The following is a 23,424-nucleotide window of genomic DNA, read 5'->3' as shown; positions in this document are numbered from 1 at the left end:
CATGAACGTCGTGCAAACAAGTAAATAAACTGAGGACAAGATGTATAACTGCTCAAAAGCGACAATACTGCAAGCGTCCCACAACTGCTAAATGTGTTACTCTAACAGGGTGGGGCGCTGAAGCCTGGAGCACAGAGCAGTTATACTCTTGTCCTTTTTATATACTTTTTTTTAATATCCGTGGTCTACGTGTTTCCATTTTCCACCATTTTTTCTAACCAAAATCCAATTCCAATCAGTGTAAGTACTGTTAGGGTTTAAAGAGCCATCACCATCAGACTCATCAACATCAAAAGTCGACACCAATACAATTACCTCATCAGCATTGTATCTTTCGGCAAATTCTTGATGTTCCTTAGATACCTTATCTCCTGCATAGTGGATTTCTTTAAGAGTACAACCCTTCCAATCTTTTTCGAATTCTTTCTTTATAACGTCGATAGCTGAGTTGATTTCCTCTTGAGAGTACATCTGTACTGTTTCTCCATTTTGAATTCCTGCATTATTTTCTTTTGAAGAGAAGTTTGAAATTATATTAAAAGCAGTTATTGCAGCTATGAAAATAGCTACTCCTAAGAAGATATAGCTATCTCTTTTAGATCCTTTGTCATAACATTCCTTAGACCAAACTAAAAACGTTAATATCATAGATACGAACATCAAAGGAAGTGATATATCATAAGAAAGTATTTTTGCTAGTCCTAGAGAAGCAAATACAACGGTTAATATAGAAAAGATTAATCTTAATTTTCTCATATCAAATACTCCTTTTTTTCTTTATTATACAATCTAAAACAATAGATAACAATATTAAGTTGAGTTAAAAATGCTTATTTTCTAAAAATTTTGTTAATATTTAAAATAAATATTTTATCGAGAAATATAATATGCTAAAATAAGATAAATAGTTAAATAATCACTAAAAATAGGCTCTAAAATGTAATAGATAGAGTTTTTTAGTTGGAAATTTTGTACCTTGCATCAGCTAGTTTTTTTAAAAATGTTGTGCAGGGTATTTTTTGTATCTGAGTAAAGATAAAAAAATTGTCAGTTGAAAGGAGATTTTTATGGGATTGAAATACAAATGTAAAGAATGTGGAACATCTATAGGGTTTGAAGGTTTGTGTTGGCAATGTAGAGCAAAGCAGCACAGAAAAGAAGTAAATAATTGGTCTGTAGAAGAAATAGAAGAAAAGAAAAATCAAATTATAAATAGTATTAAATCTTTAGGTGATGAAAAATTTTATTCAACTGATGAATTTGATTTATTTGGAGATTTAATGACAAGAGGAATAGATTGCAAGGAAATTGCAAAAGCAGCTTGTGAATATGAATTATATTATCCAAGTGCTCTTTATTATAAAGCTGACGAAAAGGTGAGAGATATCTTAATTGAAAGGATAATGGCTACGGAATCAAGTGATGATGCGAGTTGTATCTTAGGATGTTTGGCAATGATAGAAGATGAAAAATCTAAAAATACGTTGCATGAGTTAAAGATAAATCCAAAACCTTGGAGAAGGAATTTATATGTAGATACGAATGTGTACGCAGAAGAAGGCGGCTGGACTTTCAACGAAGAAAATGAGTACATAAAACTAAACTATGATAGATGCTTTTCATTTGAGCCTGGAGATAAAAAGGATGAAAATGGAACATTTATAGCTAGAAAAAGAGGAGAAAAATGTAAACATTGTGGATGCGAATTAGTAGATATTTTGGTGATTGATGGAAGAGATAAAAGATTTGATTTCTTGGGAATGGATGGAATAATTACAGCGAGTTGTTGTCCAAATTGTATATTTTTATCTGAAGGGCAGTCAAATAAATTTACTCTTGATGGAAAAAGCGAGATTTTGGAATATGAAGGTATTGAGGAAAATTATTATACAGAGGAAATGCTTGAAGATATGGTATCTAATAAGTTGGTATTATCTGAAATTGAAAGACCTTTGTTTTATGGAGCATTTAACTGTGATGTCAATACAATAGGTGGATTTGCTAGTTGGGTACAGGATTGGGAGTATAGAGAGTGTCCAGAATGTGGTAAGAAGATGAGATATCTTGCACAGATTCATTGGGATACGATTGAGGATTTTGCTGAGGGAACTCTGTATATAGAGATTTGTACTGATTGCAAGGTAATTACAATGTTTCATCAGCAGACTTAAATAATAAAGGAGATACGAATTGATATGGAAAATATAAGGAAGTTTTTGAAATCACCAGATGAAAATAGGGATGAATTTTGGGAAAGTGAAGATCTTATATGGATTGATTGGCGAGAAGATGATGAATCTATTATTGAATATTTTAATGAAAAATTGCCACTAGAAGATAACATTCAATTTGAGTGTGTAGAGATAGAAAAAGAACGTGGAATTGATATTATTCTAAAAAAGGATGGCTCTGTTGAGAGAATTCCTTATGCAGATGATTTCGCTGATAGGGATACAACGTTGAAAAGTGTTCAAAATTATGTATCTCCAAAGTATCAAGTCCGTTGGTATATGGACTCACTTGGAAGTGATACGTTGGCTTTTTGTATTAAGTTATCTTTGGAATGGAAAAATTTAGAAAAGGAATTTGGAGTAGAGAAGGTTAGATATTATTTTGAGCCAATAGATAATGACTTAGTAATGTTTGAAATGAGTATTGATGAGGTTTTTGATTTGATAGAAGAAAGAGAAAAATAGAGGAGGAAGTTTTATGGATTTTAAAATGTTATTAGAAAAATGTCAGATTTGGAATGAAGATGGTAATTATGCAAAGATTATTGAAGAATTAGAAAAGATTCCTTATGAAAACCGAACTCCAGAAACAGATAGTGAGCTTGCTCGTGCTTATGCCAATATAGCCGAGCCTAGTGATAGAGAACTGTTCAAAAAAGCAATCGATTTGCTAGTTCCTCATGAAGAATATTTTGAGGGAGATCATTGTTGGAATTTCCGTATGGCATATGCTTATTATTATTTAGAACAGGAAGGGCTTGCACTAAGATATTTTGAAAAAGCTTTAGAAGCACGTCCAGGAGATGAAGATACTAAATTATTTATCAATGATTGTAAAAAGTGTATTGCTTTTCCAAGATTTACAATGAGTTTTAGAGAAAGAACTCAAGCAGCATGGAATAGATTTGTTGAAGAGGAAGAAGAAATTCGTCATATTATGGATGAGGACAAAAATCACGAAAGAGGCGAAGAGATAATTGATAAATGTGAGGATATACTTAACATAGCTTTTGATAATATTGCCTTTGAAATGGGATATAATGGCGAAAAATATGAAATTATTCTTACTCCAGAAGGCGATAAAGTCAAACTGTTTGAGCTTGTATATTTTGCTAACCATGTTCCAGAAAGTATATTGGATAATTGGAATATATTGGTTGGAAGACAGGCAAATGAAAATATTGGTTTAAGGATTGATGATTTAGATATAAGTGGAGAAGATGTAGAGGTTTGGGTTGAAAAAGCAGACAAAGAGATGTTTAATTTATCTGTATATTGCGAAAAATTACTTCCTCTAATTGATGAGGATGAGAATAAGGTTTGGTGGATATTGACTACACTTACTGATCAAATTTTGGGTGAAATTTCTCACATGAGATATATTTATTCATTTGATGTTTTAAAAGCTAAAAGAGATGACGAATCAATAAAACTTTCAAAACTTCCTGAAAAACTTGAAGAAATGGGAAGTGAGTTATCAAATGATGCAGAAAATTATTTAGAACTTTATACAGGATATGAAATGAACCCTAATGATGATCCCGATGCGGATTTGAGATTTGATATTATTGCTGGCTCTAGCTGTTGTCTAGCTTTAATCAATGGATATTTTAATGATGATGATTTCTATATGGATGAACTTCATGCTGACGGTGTAGTAGCAGGATTTATATGCTATCCAATAGATACTTTAAGAGAAGAAGAAGGAAGCGAAAAGATATTTGCTTTTAGAGATAAATTAGAAGAAAGTCTTAAAGAGGAATGTGGAGATGATGCATTTAAATTTATTGGTGGAGCAACAGGTGTAAATTGTGGTTATATTGATTTTATCGCATGGGATTTAAAAACTGTTTTATACATAGCTAAGGATATCTTTGATGAAAGTGATATTCCTTGGGCTACATTCCATACTTTCCGCCGAACTGCGGGAACAATAAGTTTAAAAAACGAAGAAAATGATGATAAAATTGATGATTTAGAATACAGTGATATGGATTTAGAAGGTGAAGAAAAGGGGCATTTTTTAGGATTTGTACTAATGTCTGAAGGAATATGGGATAAGCAACAATTTATCTGTGATTTAAAAGAAAAATGGGATATCGTCGCTGAAGAAGATGGAGATAAAAGAGACGATAGCCTAGTATTTGAAATAGATAATATGATTGCAGCAGTAAGTCTGTTCCAATATCCTATTCCAGAGGGTGAAGCAGAAATAAATGCAGAAAATAATTATATGTGGCCAGAAGCAGTTGAAGTGACTAAAGAACACAAGGCTCATATTATGATTGCGGTTCTAGGAAATGAAGAAAATACAATAGAAAAAGGCAAATTATTTACAAAATTAGCAGCCACTTGCTGTAATCAAAAATATGCTACTGGAGTTTACACTAGTGGCGTTGTATTTGAACCTGCCTTTTATGAAAATGTCGCAGATGTTATGAAAGAAGGGGAACTACCTATTTATAACTGGATTTGGTTTGGAATGTATAAAAATGAAAATGGATTAAATGCCTATACATACGGTATGTATTTATTTGGCAAGGATGAAATGGAAGTTTTAAATGTAGAAGCAGATCCTGAGGAGCTGAGAGATTTCTTAGTGGGAATTACTTATTATGTGATAGAAGGTGATGTTGAGCTTCAGGACGGAGAAACAATAGGTTGTTCAGAAGAGGACATACATAAAATTGAAAGAAGTGAAGGTGTTTCAATACCAGGAATGACTTTGAAAATTTCTTATGAAGCAGAAGAGTATTAGATGTGTAGTATTTAAGTGAGGTATTATTATGGATATTTTAAATGATGTAAGTTGTGAAAAAATGACATTTGAGAATTATGATTTTACAGATTTCTGGGATGACATAGATTATTCATTAGATGAATATGTTGAAGAATATCCTTCTGATGAAATGATTGAAAGTGTAGAAAAAGAATTAGGATATAAGTTACCAGAGTCATATATTTGGCTGATGAAGCAGCATAATGGAGGTATCACTACAAAATCATGCTTTCCAACAAATGAGCCAACTACTTGGGCAGAGGATCACGTTGCTATTACCGGTATTTCAGGTATTGGAAGAAAAAAGAGATATTCTCTTTGCGGAGAATTTGGTAGCCAGTTTATGATTGATGAATGGGAATATCCTGCTATTGGAGTTGCTATATGCGATTGTCCAAGTGCTGGACATGATATGATTTTCTTAGATTATAGAGAATGTGGACCTAAAGGTGAGCCAAAAGTTGTTCATGTTGACCAAGAACATGATTACAAGATTACTTATCTTGCAGATACTTTTGAGGAATTTATCTGTGGGCTAAAGGATGAGGAATTCTTTGAAGATGATTTTGATGATTAAGGAGGGTACGTGTTATGCCTAGTAAAGAATGGTTAACTAAGTACGAAAGTAAGAAAGAATCACTTAGATGCAAAATAGATTTAGATGCATACTTTACAGAAAACAAGATAGGAAAAATAAATCTTGATGTTTTGAATATCGGTAAAGTTTCTTTTCCAACAGGAAAAATAATTGCCTGTGATCCATTAATTGAACTTGAGGATGCACCAGCTTATATTCAAAATATTCCTCCTGGAAATTATAATGTAGATATTTCTGTTGCATTAAGTGAGAAATTTGGAGACCGATATTCATGTGTAAAGGTTTTGATTAATGATAATAAACCAGCTTATTATGATTTAGGTGTGATTGGAAATGAGGACTTAGACGAGGAGCTAGAGGATGATGAGTATTTTGGATTTTGTGTAGATGCGGGAATGGGATGTATTCTCGATGAAAGTACTCAAGCAGCATTTAAAGAATATTGGGAGCAGAGATGCGAGAAAGAGGAAGGAATTGATCCATATAACGACTTATTCTGTGATTTGTTAGAAGAGAGTTATGATAAATATCCAAAATACCAGCGTGAAGGTGGAGATTGGTTGAATTGGGCGATTCCTGAAACAGAGCTGAATATTCCTATATTTGCTTCTGGTTGGGGCGATGGTGTGTACCCTGTTTATTTTGGATATGATGATAATGACGAGATTTGTGGTGTTTATATCTTGTTTATTGATGTTACTGATGATACTTTTGATTAGGAATTAGATAATGAATGGAGTAGTTGTTTTAATTTTACTGTGTTTAGTTGTTATGTTTATTAAATTATTTGTAGATAGAAATTGGTTAGGTTTAATTCTATTTTTATTTACAGTAATTTTGATTTTTGGAATAAGTTAATATAAGAATGGCTGCGAGTAAAAATTTTACAAGCAGCTTTTTTATTATTCCCATTTAAAGAATTTTATTGTCTACTATGTGTTTACAACAAAACATAAATATTTTATAATATATGTATGAAATAGAACAAAAACATATTCAGCATTTGCTAATTCAAATGGCGGTAATATTTATTTGGGTGTAGATGTAAATCTTGAAACAAAACAGAAAACAAAAATAGTAGTTTCTAGTATAAAATTAAACTTTAAACGAAATATTTAAGATTCTAAATGATAAAAATAAAGTTATCTGCAATATAATAAGTAATGTGGTTAATATAACTAAAAACAAATAATTGGAATATTACATATTTAGAATCAGAATGTATAACATTAGAAATTAAATTTTAAGTATTTGATTATCAATATTGGAGGTGATTAGGATGGATAAAATTTTATACAAAAATAAAGAATTTTATAATGGACAGTATGAAGAAATTGAAAAAGGATTAAGAAAAAAGCTGGATGTAAGTTTATACGCGGATCCAAAATTTGATTATGCACAGATGAAACAGATCAGAGAAGGATTAGAAAAAGGTATTGATGCAAAAATATATGCAAATCCAGAGTTTGATTGGTTAGAGATGAGAGAATTGAGGGAAGGATTAGAAGAAAGGGTAGATGTAACTCTATGTTTAAATCCTGCTTTTGATTGTTGGCAGATAAGAGAGATAATAGATGGTATAAAATCTGGAGTAGATGCTAGCATATACGCAAAAGTGGAATTTAATAATTACCAAATGAGGAAAATAAGGATTGGGTTAGAGTCTGGTGTAGATGTAAATAGATACTTAAATCCCAATCTTGACGCTTGGAAAATGGAGCGGATATTAATGCTGCTGAAAAGAGGTATAGATCCGGATTTATATATTAAGCCAGAGTATTCATCAGATTTAAGTGATATGATTGCAAATTGTGTAATAAGTGGTAGAGATTATTCAGTTCTGATTAAACCTTGCTATAATGATGGACAAAGAACAGAAATTTACTATGGCATGATAAACGATATAGATTACAAAATTTACGAAAATCCTAAATACTCCGTACAAATAATGGAATGTATACGTTACTGCCTAATGGAAGGTGTTAATGTTCTTTCTTATATTAGAGATGGTTACAATATAGGTCAATGCAAAGAGATTTGTAGGGCGATTAATAGTGGTATAAGTTTGGATAAAATTTTAAATAAAAACTATTCATATAAAGTAATGAAAGAAATTATAGATTTAGAAAAAGAAGGAATAAATACAACGAAATATTTTGAGCAAGGATTTAACATAAATCAGTTAAAAATATATATAGACGCAACGAAAGAACACCGCTTCCCAGATGAGAAAGAAGACTATTCTAGATGGTTCAAGCCAGAGTATCCTCGGTATAAGATGAAAAAAATTAGAAAGCAATTAAAAATATGTGACGAAATTCACGATTACTTTGATTATGATTTTGATTCGGAAACAGAATCTGTATTAAACTCAAATTACTATAGGGGGATTGATTTGCTAAAATATGCGAAATTAGGTTTTGAGGGAATTAGGTTAGAAGAAATAGGACTCGCAATTAGAAGTGGTGCAAAAGACGTCAAACCTATGTTGAATTTTAACCTTAATTATAATCAGCTTAAGGAGATTAGATTTGGGTTTGAACATGGTGTAGATGTAACTATTTACTCAGATATTAAAAATTCTTGGTCTACTATGTATAAAATTAGAATTCTTTTAGAAAATGACCTAAATCCAGAATCAAACAAAATAGGATTTAATGAGGTATTTCCAAATGGAAGTTTAGAAGATTACGATTCAGAGCAAATAGACGTAATATTTTGGGGATATTTAAAAGGTGTTGATTTTAAAAGATATCTAGATCCGAGTATTCCTGCAGCTAGAATGAGAAATATTTATTGGATGATGGAAAATGAAAAGTATGGAGTAGTTTTTAACGATGATCAGTTGAAAATTATAGCTAAAGGTGTTGAGCAAGATTTACCAATAATAAAATATGCTAAGTCTGAATATACAGCTGATCAGATGAAGTTGATAGTAAAAGGCTTAGAAGAAGGGCTTAATACATACAACTATGAAAACTGCGAGTTTAGTATAGATCAGATGTATTTAATTTATAGATGTGAAAAAGATGGATTGCGTGCCATAAAATTAAAAAATCCTTTATTCACTATTGGGCAAATGCGTTTAATTTACTTTGGATTACTAGCATCTTTATGTGTAGAGGTATATGCTAGTCCCAAAATTACAGAGGATGAAATGAAGAATGAGATATCTAGACAGCTTATGGAAGGTGATTATTCTGAGGATATCACATTTGAACAGGCTATAAAAGCCAGATGTGTAACTGAGATTTTTGACAAGGTTCCAAATCTAGATGAAATAGAGTTAAAGTTTGAAATTGATAATTTATAAAAGGAGGATAAAACTATGCTAAAAATTTATTTTGGTGATAATTTAGAAGACGAAAATTTTATATATAATCCTAAGATATATTTTAATTATAACTATGATAAGGAATGGTTCAATGATTCATTTATCAAAAATATGGTAGAAGATATTGATAAATCTAAAGTAATCTATGAAGGGATTATAGATAGTCCATTTTTAGGAATAATAACTCCTCAAGAATTGTCTGGTGGTGTACGTGCATTGATGCTTATGTACAAAACTGACAAAATTATCAATGCTTCTGCTTGTGGAGATAATTGTTCAAAATGGATTTTAGAAATTGGAAAAATGAAAGATTTAACTATAAGGCTTGGATATATTATGAACTTTGGAGATGAAGAATTTGAGATATATATTGCAAATGAAGATAAGATTGTAAGAAATACCATAGATTATGTAACACTTGCAGGGAAGTATTTATAGGTGGTGATTTTAATGTTGGTACATATTTACAGTACTAAGATTGATTATGAATTTGAGTTAGATGATAAAATAACCCTTGTATCAAATGAGAGTTGGTTAGGGGAGCATATTTTGATAAAAATGATATCAGATTCATATAATGAGCCTAATGCCGTTCATGATGAGAGCGATATTAGATGCTATTACTATATGAAAGGAAGATATTTTGAATTAGAAAAATATTTAAAAGTAGATAAGCAAAATATAACGTTTATACAGGATTTTGACGAAATATTTGAGTATGAGGATTTTTTAGAGAGAATAAAGGATAGTGAGTATTATTTTGTTTTGTTTACAAGAGATGTAAAAGATCCTTCTAGGCCAATAAGAAAAATGGTTGTAGATGAGGATAAGACAACTAAAAATAAGATATATATTACTTTAGAAAAACCAGTATAGAATTACAAAGAAGGTGTAAATTATGGATTTGAAAGAATTAGAACTTAAAAGATTAAAAGATAAGGGTTATGATACAACACATTTAGGTTGTGTTGCTTATGACGGATTAACTATAATTGCAAGTGCATTAGAAGATGGAATTGATTTAGGAGATATCCCTAAACCAGGAATAGACAATTTTCAAATACGTGCAGCCATTGAGGGAATTGAAAAGGGGTATGATAAAAAATATTACGATGTATCAAAATTTGATGGTTTACAAATGGCATGCTTTAATGATGCATTAAATAGAGGAATAAATCCAGAACCTTTTATGGATTCTAAATATGATTATCGTTTAATGCAAGCTTTTATAAAATTTATAGAAGAGGGTAAAGATATAACACCTATATTAGATGAAAGATTACCTATTAATGTTATGGAGTATATGCTATATGATTCGAAACATAATGAACAGATTTATAGACTTTTAGAACAGGGATGGTCTGAAAAACAATTATGCGAAATATGTTATGGATTTTACAGCGGAGTAGATCCAACTCCGTATATTACTTTATCGCATAATGTAAATTGTATACATTTAGTAATTAAAACTTTGTCATATGGTCTTGACCCTACTTGTATGGCAAAACCTGGATTTGATGAAGCGCAAATAGAGAATCTTTTCTTTGGACTTTTAGGTGGGTACGATGTAAGTAAATATGCTGATCCTAGTATAAGTTACTTTGAGATGATGATGTACGAAAGAGTTTATGGGTACATGAGAGAAAATGATATAACTGATTTTGAAGAAGCGTATAATAGTGTTAGGGATTTACAAAGTATACCCTTAAACCAAGCAGAAAGGAGCGATGACAATGAGCATATGGACTCATGTGAATTGTAATTTTAGGCTTGCTGATTATCAAGTAGTAAGTGATAAAGATATTTATAAAGTGTTTGGTAAACAGTTACTCTGGGGTGAAGAATTCAATGGAGAGGAGTACTACTTACCTATGGGTTCAGAGGAATCTTTACATATCAATATCTTTAGAGGAAATGAGTATTTAGATGTTTCAGTATTTGGTGATTTAAGGGCTTATGAAGATTTTGATGAAATAGGTGAGTGGTTTAATAAGTGCTGCAATTCATTTAATATTGAACAAGCTTATTGTCAAGTAACTGACTCAGGTGGATTTGGTAAAAACTTTGAATGTCAAAATTTAGTGTCTAGTGAGTTATTCACAGTAAATATAAGTTTTCGACTTGATTGTAGTCCTGAATACCAATATATAAAGGGAGAGCTTGTACAAAAATGTCCTTTTTCTGAAAAGATGAAAGTACATATCTGGGAAAATCTGGATGATTCTTGTATGGCATCAACCGTAGTAATTATGTTTGGAGATTTTGACTTAGACGAAGGAATTGAATTTGATATGAAAGTTAAGAAATGGTTTAATAGTTCTTTAGAGAAATTTCATGTAAGACAAGCATTTTGTCAGATAAATTATGCTAATGATTCTAGTAAAATTTATAAAGACAAGGTTACATTTCAAAATTTTGAATAGTCATGTATGCAACTAAATTATAAAAATATCATTAAAATATTTCTTGCTTTTTCAACTAAAATAATATAAATTATAAATATACAAAATACAACTAGGGAATGAATGTCTCCCTTGGGAAACCTAAACCGCTTATCGAGCTGATGACTTCTGCAACCACGCAGAAACCATCAGCTTTTTTGCGTTTAAAATAAAATAAAAGGAGAAACAAAATGTTAGTATCACTTGCTTTAATTTTTTTAGTTGGAATGAGCTTGGCATCTATATGCGAAAAAATTAAAATTCCGAGAATTATAGGAATGCTTGTAACTGGGATAATTTTAGGTCCTTATGTACTAGATTTTTTAGATAGCTCAATTCTAAACATATCATCAGAGCTTAGAAAAATGGCTCTTATCATCATCTTAATCAAAGCTGGGTTATCACTAGACTTAAAGGACTTAAAAAAAGTTGGGAGACCTGCGCTTTTAATGTCGTTTCTTCCAGCTACATTTGAAATAATTGCTTATGCAATATTTGCTCCAATTTTATTTGGTGTCAGCAGAGTAGAGGCTGCACTAATTGGAGCAGTACTTAGTGCAGTATCTCCAGCAGTTGTAGTTCCTAGAATGGTTGATTTAATGGACAATAATCTCGGGACAAAGAAGGGAATACCTCAGATGATTTTAGCTGGGGCATCTTTTGACGATGTATTTGTAATTGTGCTATTCAGTACATTTTTAGCTATGAATCAAGGAGAAGGTGTTAATCTTTCTAGTTTTGCAGACATACCAATTTCGATAGTATCTGGAATTTTAATTGGGTCTGTTGTTGGATTAATTCTTTATAGATTCTTTGAGTATAGATACAACAAAGAACATCTGATAAGAAACAGCACAAAAGTCATAATTATCTTGGCTGTATCGTTCTTACTTGTTGCACTTGAAGATTATTTAAAAGGAAGAGTTGCTATGTCCGGACTTCTTGCTGTAACAAGTATGGCATTAGTACTTGCTATGAAGAGTACAAATATTGTAAAGGTCAGACTTCAAGAGAAATTCGGTAAAATTTGGATAGCCGCAGAAGTTGTTTTATTCGTACTTGTTGGGGCTGCTGTCGATATAAGATATACAATGGGAGCTGGATTTACAGCAGTTATTATGATATTTATCGCACTTGCAATTCGTTCAATAGGTGTATTTATTTGCATGATTGGAACAGAATTAAACACTAAAGAAAGATTATTCTGTGTGTTCTCATATCTTCCAAAGGCAACTGTTCAAGCTGCTATAGGATCAGTACCACTTGCGGCTGGACTAAATTGTGGAAAACTTGTACTATCAATTGCAGTACTTGCAATAATAATAACTGCACCACTTGGAGCATTTTTAATAGATTTCTCAAAAGAAAAATTATTATAGCAATTAAAATAAATTTGCTATATAAACGTGCAATATTCTGAAAATTATGATAGACTATATTCATAACAAAGTTAAGAAAAGCTTGATTAACTCAAATTCTTGTTAAATTTTTTTAACCCTCTTTTAACAATTGCTTACTATAATGATTTTTTTATAAGTGTTAGTATTTTAATTATGTGATAATTTTACTAATGTTTATAGCAATCAGATAAATATGATATCTATAAAATAAAGATGTTGGGAGAGAGAAAAATGACTAAAAGATACTATGATAACAGAGAAATATCATGGCTAAAATTCAACAAAAGAGTGCTTGAAGAGGCGATGGATCCATCAGTTCCTTTAATGGAAAGGCTGACATTTGTATCGATATTCCAGAGCAATTTAGATGAATTTTTCATGGTAAGAGTCGGATCATTATACGACCAGATGATAGTAGATCCGGATTCTAGGGATAGTAAAACAAATATGACTCCTGAAGAGGAGATTAAAGAAATTGTAAAATATACAAAAAAATTAAATGGGTTAAAAGATGATGCTTACAATAATTTAATGAGAGAAGTTAAGGAGTTTGGAATCGAGCTAGTAGACTTTCATTCAAGGGTAAAGTGCAATGAAGCGGGGGACTGTGTTGAAGATTTAAAAAATGAATACAGTAAGGCACTAACTCTTGAAGACGAGGAAGTGTTAGAAAAATTATTTGATTCAGAAATAAGACCTCTTATCTCTCCTCAAATAATAGGAAAAAGACAGCCATTCCCATTCTTAAAGGAAAAAGAAATATACGCAATAGTTTCTTTAGAAGGTAAGAATGGAACAGAAAAATTAGGTATAGTTCCTTGTTCAGGTGATGTTTTTGAAAGATTAATTCAAATTCCATCTGATGATAGAAAATATATTTTGGCAGAAGAGCTAATTCTTCACTTTGTAACTAAAATATTTAAAAAGTATAAAGTTAAGAGTAAATCTCTGATAAGAATAACTAGAAACGCCGATATTGATGAGGAAACAGTATACGACGAAGACTTAGATTACAGAGATACAATGAAAAAGCTAATTAAGAAAAGAAAAAAACTTGCGCCAGTTAGAATGGAAATGTCAAGAGAGCTTAATGGTTCAGCGTTAAAAACTCTTAGAAAATACGTAGGCTTAGATGATGATAGTATATTCTATTCTAAATCACCGCTTGAATTTTCTTTTGTTAGAAAGATACAGGACAAGCTTAGAAATCATTCAGAGTTATTCTATGAAAAGAGAGTTCCTCAGAAATCGCCTGATATTTCATCAAAACGTTCTATAATAGAACAGATTGAAGAAAAGGACAAACTTTTATACTATCCGTACAATAGCATGAAGCCTTTCTTAGATATGCTATATGAAGCATCTGAAGATCCAACTGTTGTATCTATAAAGATGACACTTTACAGACTATCAAGCGATAGTAAGATAGTAGATGCACTTTCAAATGCAGTTGAAAACGGTAAGGAAGTTGTTGTATTAGTTGAGTTAAGAGCTAGATTTGATGAGGAAAACAATATAAACTGGTCAAGAAGACTTGAAAAAGCTGGATGTAGAGTAATTTATGGACTACCTGGATTAAAAGTTCATTCTAAATTATGTCTAATAACAAGAAAGACTGATGAAGGAATAAAATACATAACTCAGATAGGTACAGGGAATTACAACGAAAAAACAGCAAAATTATACACAGACTACTGCTTAATGACTGCTGATAAGAGAATCGCACACGAAGCAGGTAGAGTTTTTGATAGATTATCTCTTGGAGAAGTTGTAGAAAAATCAGACCTATTGCTAGTATCTCCACTTTGTTTAAGACAGCCTATTATGGATATGATAGACAATGAAATTGTTAAAGCAGAACATGGAGCACCAGCCTATATAGGTATAAAGATGAATTCTCTAACTGATAAGGGAATTATGAATAAACTTATAGAAGCTTCAAGAGCTGGGGTTAAAGTTCAGCTTATTGTAAGAGGTATATGTTGCTTAATACCAGGAGTAGAGGGTATTACAGAAAATATAGAAGTTATAAGTATAGTTGGCCGTTACCTAGAACACACTCGTGTGTATATATTTGGTGAAGGTTGCGATAGTAAGGTTTATATAGGATCTGCAGATTTAATGTCAAGAAATACTATGAGAAGGGTAGAAGTAGCAACACCAATCTTAGACCCAGATATTAAGAAGAGAATTCTTGAAGACTTTGCGATAATGTACACAGATAATGTTAAAGCTAGAAAACTGCTTAAAGATGGTACATACAAACATGTTAAACAAGAAGGTGCTCCTTTAAATTCACAGGAGTATTTCTTTGAAAGAGCCTATAAGGAATTAGAGATGCAAGATAAATAAATTAGACTCTACTCAAAATGAAGAAAGATTGGAGTAATGTCGATGAGATATGGAATAATAGATGTAGGATCAAATACGATTAGATTAATAATATTTGAATTAAAGGGAACAGAGATAAAGATTATACTAAAGGAAAAGGAACTTTCAGTAATACTAAGTTTCATACAGAATGGTAATCTTATGGAGGAAGGTCTTGAAAGACTTTTAAAAGTATTAAATAGATTTGCTAAAATTTGTGAATTACTTGGATGTGCAGAAGTATTCTGTTTTGCAACTGCTTCACTTAGAAAAGTAGATAATAGTGTTTATGTTGTTTCTGAGATGAAAAAGATTGTAGAGAATACAGAAATAATAACTGGAGAACAGGAAGCATATTACGACTATATAGGTCTTAGCCAGGTTGTAAAAGACAGAAGTGGTATGGGACTTGATTTAGGCGGAGGAAGTGTGCAGATATTCAAGTTTAAAGACAGACAGGTTATAGACTCAGTTTCTTTACCTCTTGGTGGTCTTGAGATGAGAAATAAATTTGTTTCTATGGTATATCCTACACTTGATGAGATAAAAGAAATCGAGGATTGTGTAAAAGCTAGTGTTAAAAGTTCTAAGATTTTTAAAGGAAATAACCATAGAGTTATGTATTTAATGGGTGGTACTGCAAGAGCTGCAGCAAAAATCCACAGATATATTTATGTGACTAAGAAGAAGTCAAATAAGTATTATATTCCTATTAAAGAACTTAATCAGCTTACAGAGAGATTTTCTGATCCGAGAAAGAGCGATGTAGATATTCTTGAGAGAATACTTCCAGATCGTATGAATAATATTATACCAAGTTTGGTTGTTCTTAATACTATTTGTACAATGTCTGGTGTTGATGAAGTAGTTGTAGTAAAAAATGGTGTAAGAGATGGATATATACACGATAAAATATTACCAATGTAAAAATGTGGCTGTTGCAATAATTTGCAGCAGCCTTTTTATTTAATCTTTTTAAATTGACTATCTGTTAAGAGTGTATAAATCAAAATTAGCTAATCTTTTGTTATTATGAAAGCATATGAGATATAGACAAACTTCTCTCCAGGGTTCGACGTGCGTGTATGTAAATTACTTTGTTGTAATTAAAACCCGCGTCTGCAGATTGTCGAGAGAGTTTTGTCTATATAACTCATATGCTACATGCTATTAATAGTTATAGCAAATTTTGATTTTATACACTCTTTTTAAGTTAGTAATTTTGTAAAAGATTAATTTAAAAAGGCTTGTTTGTAAATTATTGCAACAGCCATTTTTTTATATAGGTAATAATTTTATCGGTGCATGTAGAGAGATTTGTTTGAAGTTTATAAATATGGTTTTATAAGGGACACTTAGTTCGTGTTTTTATATTATAATATTATTTTTATAAATTTGAATTTTCTAAATTATTGTGATATTATTAAAGAACGAATTAATTTTTTCACAATTGGTTTTTTATATTTATTTTTTTAAGGAGGGCTTTTTAGATGAAGGTAGCAGATAGAATAGCAAGACTTCGTGCTCTTATGGAGCAGAATGGGATAGATGCTTATATAGTTCCGACAGCAGATTTCCATCAGAGTGAGAATGCAGGAGAGTATTTTAAATGTAGAGAGTTTATTTCTGGATTTGATGGTTCTTATGGGACTGTTATGATAGCAAAGGATGAGGCTGGTCTTTGGACTGATGGTAGATATTGGACTCAGGCTGAGAAACAGTTAGAGGGAAGTGGCATTTCTTTATTCCATATGTTTGAAGACGGTGTTCCAACTATGGAGGAGTATCTTGCGCAGATAGTTCCAGAAAATGGTAAGGTAGCATTTGATGGACGTGTTGTTTCTATGGAAGAAGGACAGGATTTAGAAAAAGCCCTTGCGTCTAAGAATATAACTATAGAGTATTCATGCGATTTAGTAGGTGATGTTTGGGAAGATAGACCAGAGATATCTAAGGAGCCTGTTTTCGTGCTTGATGAAAAATATACAGGTGAAAGTGTAGCTTCTAAGCTTGAGAGAGTTAGAAATGTTATGAAAGAAAATGGAGCTACAGCACATATAATAGCATCTTTAGACGATGTTTGCTGGTTAATTAATATGAGAGGAAATGACGTTGTTTATTATCCACTTATATTCTCATACGCTTTAGTTAAACTTGATGGCATGGATTTATTTATAGATGAAAATAAATTAAACGACGAAGCAAAAGCACTTCTTGCTGAAAATAATATAACAGTTCGTCCATACAATGATATTTATGAAGAAGTTAAGAACCTTAAAGCTGGTGAAAGTGTTATGATTGACCCAATGAAGTTAAATTACGCACTTTACAATAATATACCAGAAGGTGTTGAAAAGATAGAACATCAGAACCCAACTATACTTATGAAAGCTATGAAAAATGATGTTGAGCTTGAAAATATAAAAAATGCCCATATAAAAGACGGTATAGCTGTTACAAAATTAATGCATTGGATGAAAACTAATGTAGGTAAGATAAAAATAACTGAAATGAGTGCAGCTAGAAAGCTTGAAGAATTCAGAAAAGAACAGGAAGGCTATATAAGAGATAGTTTTGAACCAATCTGTGCGTATAAAGATCATGCAGCTATGATGCACTATGCACCAACTGATGAATCAGATGTTGAAGTACTTCCAGAGCATTTATTCTTAACTGATACTGGTGGAGGATATATCGAAGGATCTACAGATATAACAAGAACGTTTGTAATGGGACCAGTTGCCGATGAATTAAAAACTCACTTCACAGCAGTTGTTAGAGGTATGCTGAATTTATCAAGAGCGAAATTCTTATACGGATGCTTTGGATACAACTTAGATGCAATAGCAAGAGGACCAATTTGGGACTTAGATATAGATTTTAAATGCGGTACAGGACATGGTGTAGGATACCTTCTTAACATACATGAACCACCAACAGGATTTAGATGGCAGATAGTTAAATCTAAAAATGAACACCATAAATTTGAAGAAGGCATGGTTTTAACTAATGAGCCTGGTGTGTACGTTGAAGGATCTCATGGTATAAGAATAGAAAATGAGATGATAGTTACTAAGGGAGAAAAGAATGAGTTTGGACAGTTTATGCACTTCGAAACAATAACATTTGCTCCAATAGATTTAGATGGTATAAATCCAGATGAGATGACTAAGTTTGAGAGAGAATGGTTGAATAACTACCATGCTCAGGTATTTGAAAAAATAGGACCACATCTAACTGAAGAAGAAAGAGAATGGTTAAAAGAATACACTAGAGCTATATAATTGAATGAATATTGGGATGTCGCGATGTATTGTGACATCCCTTTTTATCTTTTGTTAATCGCAAACAACACAAAGAAAAAGACTAGTTGAACTTCGCGCCAGGCTTCGACGGCTCGCTTTTATTATATAACACATTTAAAAGTTGCGAGCCGTCTGTAGATTGTTGCGTGCGTTTCAAGCTAGTCTTTTTCTTTACAAGTTATTAAAATTGTTATACATAAAGATAAAAAGTGGATGTCATAAAATACAAACGCGACATCCGTATTCTATTTTCAATTATATAGTTCTATTTGTATTTAAAAGTGAAGAAATTGGTGAAGTTTGTTGACAGAGTTTGTGTAAACTAATTCTAAACTATTGGTAGAGTAAGGTAAACTACAGGTTGGTTGAGTATATTTATATGTATATGGTATGATTTTATCATAATATAAGAGGAGGATATGCGTATGAATAAGCAGAGTTTTGGTGAGATGATTTCATCGCTGAGAAAAGATAGAGGTATGACACAGTTAGATTTAGCGAAGAAGATGGGAGTTACTGATAAGGCAGTTTCTAAGTGGGAAAGAGATTTGTCGTTTCCTGATATAAATTCTATTCCAAAGTTAGCAGAGATTTTTGATGTTTCTGTGGATGAGTTAATGCAAGTAAAGTCAGATGTTAATGTTGGAGAAGAGGAAGTTGTAAAGGAAAGTAAGTTTGAAGAGGTTATGGATGTAGCGCCAAAAGGAATTGGGCTTGCTATGGGAATTGCAGTAACGGTTTTGGCTGTATTAGGAGAGTTGGAAACAAATACTGCATTTATTATGTTGGGAATAGGATTGGCGAGTGTATCAATTTCTTTGCTGAAAAATAAGTAGTAAAATAACTTGCTTATATATTTTTTTTACTAACAATTTTATTTTTATTAAGTTTAATAATGGATAAAGGAAAAGACTAGTTTAAATTTAAGCGACAATTCCACAAGCGCCTCGCATCTTATAAATGTGTTACATAAAAGGGCGAGGCGCTGAGGACTGGAGCAAAATTTAACTAGTCTTTTTTTTTGTTATTCAGTTATTTCTTCTGCTTTATCTAGTTCCCAGTTCCAAGGTCTTTTCTTTATTAAACCATCTGCATAAGGGATAAACATAGATATCAGTGTAAATACTGCTAGAAGCTGCTGATACCATAGGAATGGGAATAGTGCAAGTGGGCTAACTGCACCTGCTGTTAAGCTTCCTGCAAGTAATATCTGTGCTCCATAAGGGATGAATCCCTGGAATATACAAGTCCATATATCTAGTAGAGAAGCAGATTTTCTTGGATCTACTTTGTATTTTCTACTAAGTTCTTTAGCTATTGGCCCAGTTATTATTATCGCAACTGTGTTGTTTGCAACTGCCATGTCAGCAGCTGCAGCTATTGCAGATATACCAATCTGAGCTGATTTTTCACTTTTAACAACAGACTGAATTTTTTCTAATATCCACTGAAGTCCACCATGCTGAGTAACCATGTGGGCAAGACCGCCAGTAAACATTGAAAGTAAGAATATTTCGTTCATTCCTGTAAATCCAGCGTATATGTTCTGTGCAAATGTAAGAGGAGTTAAATCTCCATAAGCTATACCAACTATACCGGCTACAACTGTTCCAACACCTAGAGTAAGGAATACGTTGAATCCTGATACAGCAAGTCCTAAAACTAGTATATAAGGTATAACTTTGACTATGTTGTAATCTAGCTTCTGTATAGGAACTATAGTTTCTGGTTTACCAAATATTATTAAAAGTACAAATGTAAGAATTGCTGCAGGTAAGGCTATGTAGAAGTTTACCTTAAATTTGTCTTTTAGTTCGCAGTTCTGAGTTCTAGTTGCGGCGATTGTTGTATCTGAGATTACAGATAAGTTATCACCAAACATTGCACCACCTATGATTGCAGCAACTATAAGCGTCATATTTAATCCAGCTTTTTCTGCTGTTGCAATTGCTATTGGAGCAACTGTACTTATTGTTCCCATAGAAGTTCCTGTTGCTACAGATATAAAAGCCGCGATGACGAACAGACCAGCAGTTATATACTGAGCTGGGATAAATGATAGTCCAAGGTTGACAGTAGAATCAACGCCTCCCATTGATTTTGCAACTGTTGCAAATGCGCCTGCAAATAAGTATATAAAGCACATTATAAGGATGTTTTCATTTCCGCATCCTTTTGCAAACTGAGAGAATTTTTCTTCTATGCTTCCTTTAAATATGATGAATGCTACAACAACACCGACAATTATTGCAACTGGTGCTGGTAGCTGGTAAAATGCCATCTCTGTTCCTGATGTTTCTAATATGATACCTACGCCAAGATATAATAATATAAATACAGCGAAAGGAATAAGGGCTTTACCACTGGGTTTGATTTTTTCGTTTTGATCCATTTTTACCTCCTTTAATTTTTATAAAAAAATATATATGCATATTTTGAATTTTATTTCAAAATGATTTTTTCTAAAATAAAACTACATATATTAATTTAATTATACACTAGTATTATAAATCTTTTCAATATAAATCTTAAGTTAATAAAGATATGAGAAAAAAATATCTATAAAAGATAAAAAAGTTAAGCAAGATTTTTATACTGATAAATAAATTTTTGCTAAAAAAAATTAACGATAATTATGTTTGGATAATAATAGTGCTAAAATTGAGATATTTTAAAACTTATGATAATATTTAGATAGTAATAAATTCTATTTTTATTGAAAGGAGTTAGTTACTAATAATAAAATTGGTAATATATAAAATAAATGTCAAAAGGATATATTTATATAATGACAAATCCATGCTTAAACAATATGGTTAAAATTGGATATGCTAAAGATGTTGAAAAGAGAAGAAAACAATTAAGTACAACAGCTCTTCCTTATGAATATGAAGTCTACGCAACCTATGAAACACCGGGTAATCTGGAAGATAAAAAGTTACATAAATTAATAGATAATCTAAATCCAGATTTGAGAGTCTCGAAGGACAGAGAATTTTTTGTTATGTCAGCAGAAGATGCATATGAATTATTGGAAGCTATAGCTATAATTAGTGGATCTCAAAATAAGTTAAAGAAATTAATATCTAATGGAATAAAAGAAGAACATAAAAAGAAAAGACCTCCCGTTAATTTTGCTAAATGTAATATTCCTGTAGGAGCAGAATTAATATTTGTTGATGATAAGGATGTAAAAGCTTATGTCGTTGATGAAAGAAAGGTTCAATATGATGGAGAACTAACATCACTTTCTGCTATAGCAAAAGGGATTAAAGGATATTCAATTTCTGGTCCAATGTATTTTACATATAATGGAAAGTTAGTTTCTGAAATTGCTGAGGAAACACAATGGAAGGAATAGAGTACTATTAGGTACTCTATTTTTTATGCAAAAAACGAAAAAAATTATCGTTTCGCCAAGATTTATTGACTGAATATTCATCGAATGATAATATAAATTACATAATAATGATTATCAAACAGAAAGTTAATGAGAAAAATAAAAATATAAAAATTTTAGGAGGAAAAGATTATGAGTATTTTAGTTGTAGGCGGACACGAAAGAATGGAGAAAGATTATCTTGAAATGGGTAAAAAGTTAGGCTTTAAAACAAAAGTCTGTACCAAAAAGGCAAATAAGTTGGCAAGTTCAATAGGTAATCCTGATGCTGTTGTAATATTAACTTCTACGGTATCACACAAGATATGCAATATAGTTGAGATGAAAGCAAAGAAACAGAGTATACCTATATTTAGAAAAAAGAGCAGCAGCAAGAGTGCGTTTACAGAATGTCTTGAAGAAATAAACAAAGAGCTTAAAGCATAAAAAATATTAGTAAAAAAATACAAAACACGATAACATATTTTTTGTTAAATAAAGTATAGTAAATAAAGTGGAGGCTACAAATTAGCCTCTATTTTATTGTTTAGAAAAATAAAAGTTATAGAAATTGTATAATTCTATTGAAAATATGACATTATAAAAATAGATATGTATAAACTGATAATCCTTAGATAACAATATTTTTATAAAAAGAGGTGCTAAAAATGGATGAAATGACAAAAGCTCGCTTAACTAAAGAAAGATTTGAAATGTTAAAAGAAAAGGCATATGAAGTATGTTCAACACTTAGACCATATAAATGGTATTATGATGGTTGTCCATACGATAGAAGTGGAAATGTTATAAAAATGACCCTTGAAGAATTTACAGAAATATCTTACTATGAAAATCCCTTAGAAGAAATATACACGAATGTTTCTGTTGCAACATTTATGTCTGGATATGGACTTAGATGGATGACTTTCGATGAATATATTAAGAAAGAAGTTGAAGATGAATTTAACAATAAATATATGGATAAATTCTATGATTTTGATAAAGGAGAGTATTATTCTGACGAGCATGAAATAGCGGAAATAGAGGTAGAAGGTAATTCTGAAGAAATGTTTGATTCCTTTATTATAAAAAATAAAGATACATATATTCAATTAATAAAAAATAATTTTTAGAAAATGCTGATGAATAAGCGAAAAAATTAGTGTAGATAATTAATATTATATATAATAATTTATAGGAATTAACATAAAACCAGTTAAATATAAAAATAATACCACTTACTTTAAATATATTGATTAGACTTAAAAAGATAGTATAATAAAAATAAGAAAATAGATAATTGTTAATAATAAGCTATTAATAAGAAAGAAGGTAATACTATGGGGCTTTTTAAGAAAAGTATAATATTAGACATAGAAGATCCAACTAAACCTCGGAACTTAGTTGAAACGATAAAAGCAGTCGAAAAATACTGTGAAGAAAATCATCAAACTTGCAAATTTATATCAGACAATGAAGTTGAAATTGATGGTGTATTATATGAAGTTGCCGAGCCAGAAGGAACTATTATGAGAGGAAATTACTTTGTAAAAATAAAAGAAAAGTAATATAAAATATCAAACTAAA

General features: G+C 31.2%; 21 protein-coding genes and 1 riboswitch. Of the genes, 19 read left to right on the top strand and 2 right to left on the bottom strand.

The window, feature by feature from the left end; translation table 11 throughout:
• Positions 1 to 171 precede the first annotated feature (171 nt).
• Entirely contained in the window at positions 172 to 756 is a 585-nt protein-coding gene (locus KGNDJEFE_RS11955) for a hypothetical protein (RefSeq protein WP_006439560.1), read from the bottom strand.
• A gap of 311 nt (positions 757 to 1,067) precedes the next feature.
• Between KGNDJEFE_RS11955 and KGNDJEFE_RS05705 the strand changes: the two genes are divergently transcribed.
• The 15 genes from KGNDJEFE_RS05705 (at position 1,068) to KGNDJEFE_RS05630 (ending at position 19,294) form a co-directional block, all read left to right on the top strand.
• Complete coding sequence (locus KGNDJEFE_RS05705; protein ID WP_006439559.1) at positions 1,068 to 2,171, top strand: hypothetical protein; 1,104 nt, start codon at positions 1,068 to 1,070, stop codon at positions 2,169 to 2,171.
• 24 nt (positions 2,172 to 2,195) lie between these two features.
• On the top strand, positions 2,196 to 2,696 hold the full coding sequence (locus tag KGNDJEFE_RS05700) for a hypothetical protein (protein ID WP_006439558.1): 501 nt from the start codon (positions 2,196 to 2,198) through the stop codon (positions 2,694 to 2,696).
• A 13-nt stretch (positions 2,697 to 2,709) separates the two neighbouring features.
• Positions 2,710 to 4,989, top strand: coding sequence for a DUF4261 domain-containing protein (locus KGNDJEFE_RS05695; protein WP_006439557.1), 2,280 nt, complete (start codon positions 2,710 to 2,712; stop codon positions 4,987 to 4,989).
• A gap of 28 nt (positions 4,990 to 5,017) precedes the next feature.
• The gene (locus KGNDJEFE_RS05690; RefSeq protein ID WP_006439556.1) at positions 5,018 to 5,587 is read left to right on the top strand and encodes an SMI1/KNR4 family protein; all 570 of its coding nucleotides are present in this window, start codon (positions 5,018 to 5,020) and stop codon (positions 5,585 to 5,587) included.
• Between the two features lie 14 nt (positions 5,588 to 5,601).
• A complete protein-coding gene (locus KGNDJEFE_RS05685; RefSeq protein ID WP_006439555.1) occupies positions 5,602 to 6,327 on the top strand; it encodes a DUF4241 domain-containing protein in 726 nt (241 codons plus the stop codon).
• 560 nt (positions 6,328 to 6,887) lie between these two features.
• Positions 6,888 to 8,921 carry a hypothetical protein gene (locus KGNDJEFE_RS05675; protein WP_006439553.1) on the top strand — a complete coding sequence of 678 codons (2,034 nt, stop codon included), beginning with the start codon at positions 6,888 to 6,890 and terminating at the stop codon, positions 8,919 to 8,921.
• A 15-nt stretch (positions 8,922 to 8,936) separates the two neighbouring features.
• Positions 8,937 to 9,380, top strand: a complete 444-nt coding sequence (locus KGNDJEFE_RS05670) for a DUF4869 domain-containing protein (protein WP_006439552.1) — start codon at positions 8,937 to 8,939, stop codon at positions 9,378 to 9,380.
• Positions 9,381 to 9,392: 12 nt separating this feature from the next.
• Positions 9,393 to 9,818, top strand: coding sequence for a hypothetical protein (locus KGNDJEFE_RS05665; RefSeq protein ID WP_040410266.1), 426 nt, complete (start codon positions 9,393 to 9,395; stop codon positions 9,816 to 9,818).
• Between the two features lie 22 nt (positions 9,819 to 9,840).
• The gene (locus KGNDJEFE_RS05660) at positions 9,841 to 10,704 is read left to right on the top strand and encodes a hypothetical protein (RefSeq protein WP_006439550.1); all 864 of its coding nucleotides are present in this window, start codon (positions 9,841 to 9,843) and stop codon (positions 10,702 to 10,704) included.
• Positions 10,676 to 11,365 (top strand): hypothetical protein, encoded by a 690-nt coding sequence (locus KGNDJEFE_RS11845; protein ID WP_040410265.1) that lies wholly within the window; start codon positions 10,676 to 10,678, stop codon positions 11,363 to 11,365. The genes KGNDJEFE_RS05660 and KGNDJEFE_RS11845 overlap by 29 nt, the downstream gene beginning before the upstream one ends.
• A gap of 85 nt (positions 11,366 to 11,450) precedes the next feature.
• Positions 11,451 to 11,522, top strand: a riboswitch (Fluoride riboswitch).
• A 52-nt stretch (positions 11,523 to 11,574) separates the two neighbouring features.
• On the top strand, positions 11,575 to 12,762 hold the full coding sequence (locus KGNDJEFE_RS05650) for a cation:proton antiporter (RefSeq protein ID WP_006439548.1): 1,188 nt from the start codon (positions 11,575 to 11,577) through the stop codon (positions 12,760 to 12,762).
• 252 nt (positions 12,763 to 13,014) lie between these two features.
• A complete protein-coding gene (gene ppk1 / locus KGNDJEFE_RS05645) occupies positions 13,015 to 15,135 on the top strand; it encodes a polyphosphate kinase 1 (RefSeq protein ID WP_040410264.1) in 2,121 nt (706 codons plus the stop codon).
• Positions 15,136 to 15,177: 42 nt separating this feature from the next.
• Positions 15,178 to 16,080: a Ppx/GppA phosphatase family protein gene (locus KGNDJEFE_RS05640; RefSeq protein ID WP_006439546.1), complete on the top strand. Its 903-nt coding sequence runs from the start codon at positions 15,178 to 15,180 to the stop codon at positions 16,078 to 16,080.
• 563 nt (positions 16,081 to 16,643) lie between these two features.
• Positions 16,644 to 18,437: an aminopeptidase P family protein gene (locus KGNDJEFE_RS05635; protein WP_006439545.1), complete on the top strand. Its 1,794-nt coding sequence runs from the start codon at positions 16,644 to 16,646 to the stop codon at positions 18,435 to 18,437.
• 446 nt (positions 18,438 to 18,883) lie between these two features.
• Positions 18,884 to 19,294: a helix-turn-helix domain-containing protein gene (locus KGNDJEFE_RS05630; protein WP_006439543.1), complete on the top strand. Its 411-nt coding sequence runs from the start codon at positions 18,884 to 18,886 to the stop codon at positions 19,292 to 19,294.
• Between the two features lie 188 nt (positions 19,295 to 19,482).
• Here KGNDJEFE_RS05630 and KGNDJEFE_RS05625 read toward each other — a convergent pair whose 3' ends face one another.
• A complete protein-coding gene (locus tag KGNDJEFE_RS05625) occupies positions 19,483 to 20,850 on the bottom strand; it encodes a Na+/H+ antiporter NhaC family protein (protein ID WP_006439542.1) in 1,368 nt (455 codons plus the stop codon).
• A 372-nt stretch (positions 20,851 to 21,222) separates the two neighbouring features.
• Between KGNDJEFE_RS05625 and KGNDJEFE_RS05620 the strand changes: the two genes are divergently transcribed.
• The 4 genes from KGNDJEFE_RS05620 to KGNDJEFE_RS05605 all read left to right on the top strand — a co-directional run bounded on the left by KGNDJEFE_RS05620 (position 21,223) and on the right by KGNDJEFE_RS05605 (position 23,405).
• Complete coding sequence (locus KGNDJEFE_RS05620; RefSeq protein ID WP_006439540.1) at positions 21,223 to 21,819, top strand: GIY-YIG nuclease family protein; 597 nt, start codon at positions 21,223 to 21,225, stop codon at positions 21,817 to 21,819.
• A gap of 171 nt (positions 21,820 to 21,990) precedes the next feature.
• Entirely contained in the window at positions 21,991 to 22,284 is a 294-nt protein-coding gene (locus tag KGNDJEFE_RS05615; RefSeq protein WP_006439539.1) for a DUF2325 domain-containing protein, read from the top strand.
• A gap of 221 nt (positions 22,285 to 22,505) precedes the next feature.
• Complete coding sequence (locus KGNDJEFE_RS05610; protein WP_006439538.1) at positions 22,506 to 22,970, top strand: hypothetical protein; 465 nt, start codon at positions 22,506 to 22,508, stop codon at positions 22,968 to 22,970.
• 207 nt (positions 22,971 to 23,177) lie between these two features.
• Positions 23,178 to 23,405, top strand: coding sequence for a DUF4318 domain-containing protein (locus tag KGNDJEFE_RS05605; RefSeq protein WP_006439537.1), 228 nt, complete (start codon positions 23,178 to 23,180; stop codon positions 23,403 to 23,405).
• Positions 23,406 to 23,424 lie beyond the last annotated feature (19 nt).

Source organism: Peptacetobacter hiranonis (assembly GCF_008151785.1).
Taxonomy (GTDB): Bacteria; Bacillota; Clostridia; order Peptostreptococcales; family Peptostreptococcaceae; genus Peptacetobacter; species Peptacetobacter hiranonis.
This window is presented reverse-complemented; position numbering and strand designations above follow the sequence as displayed.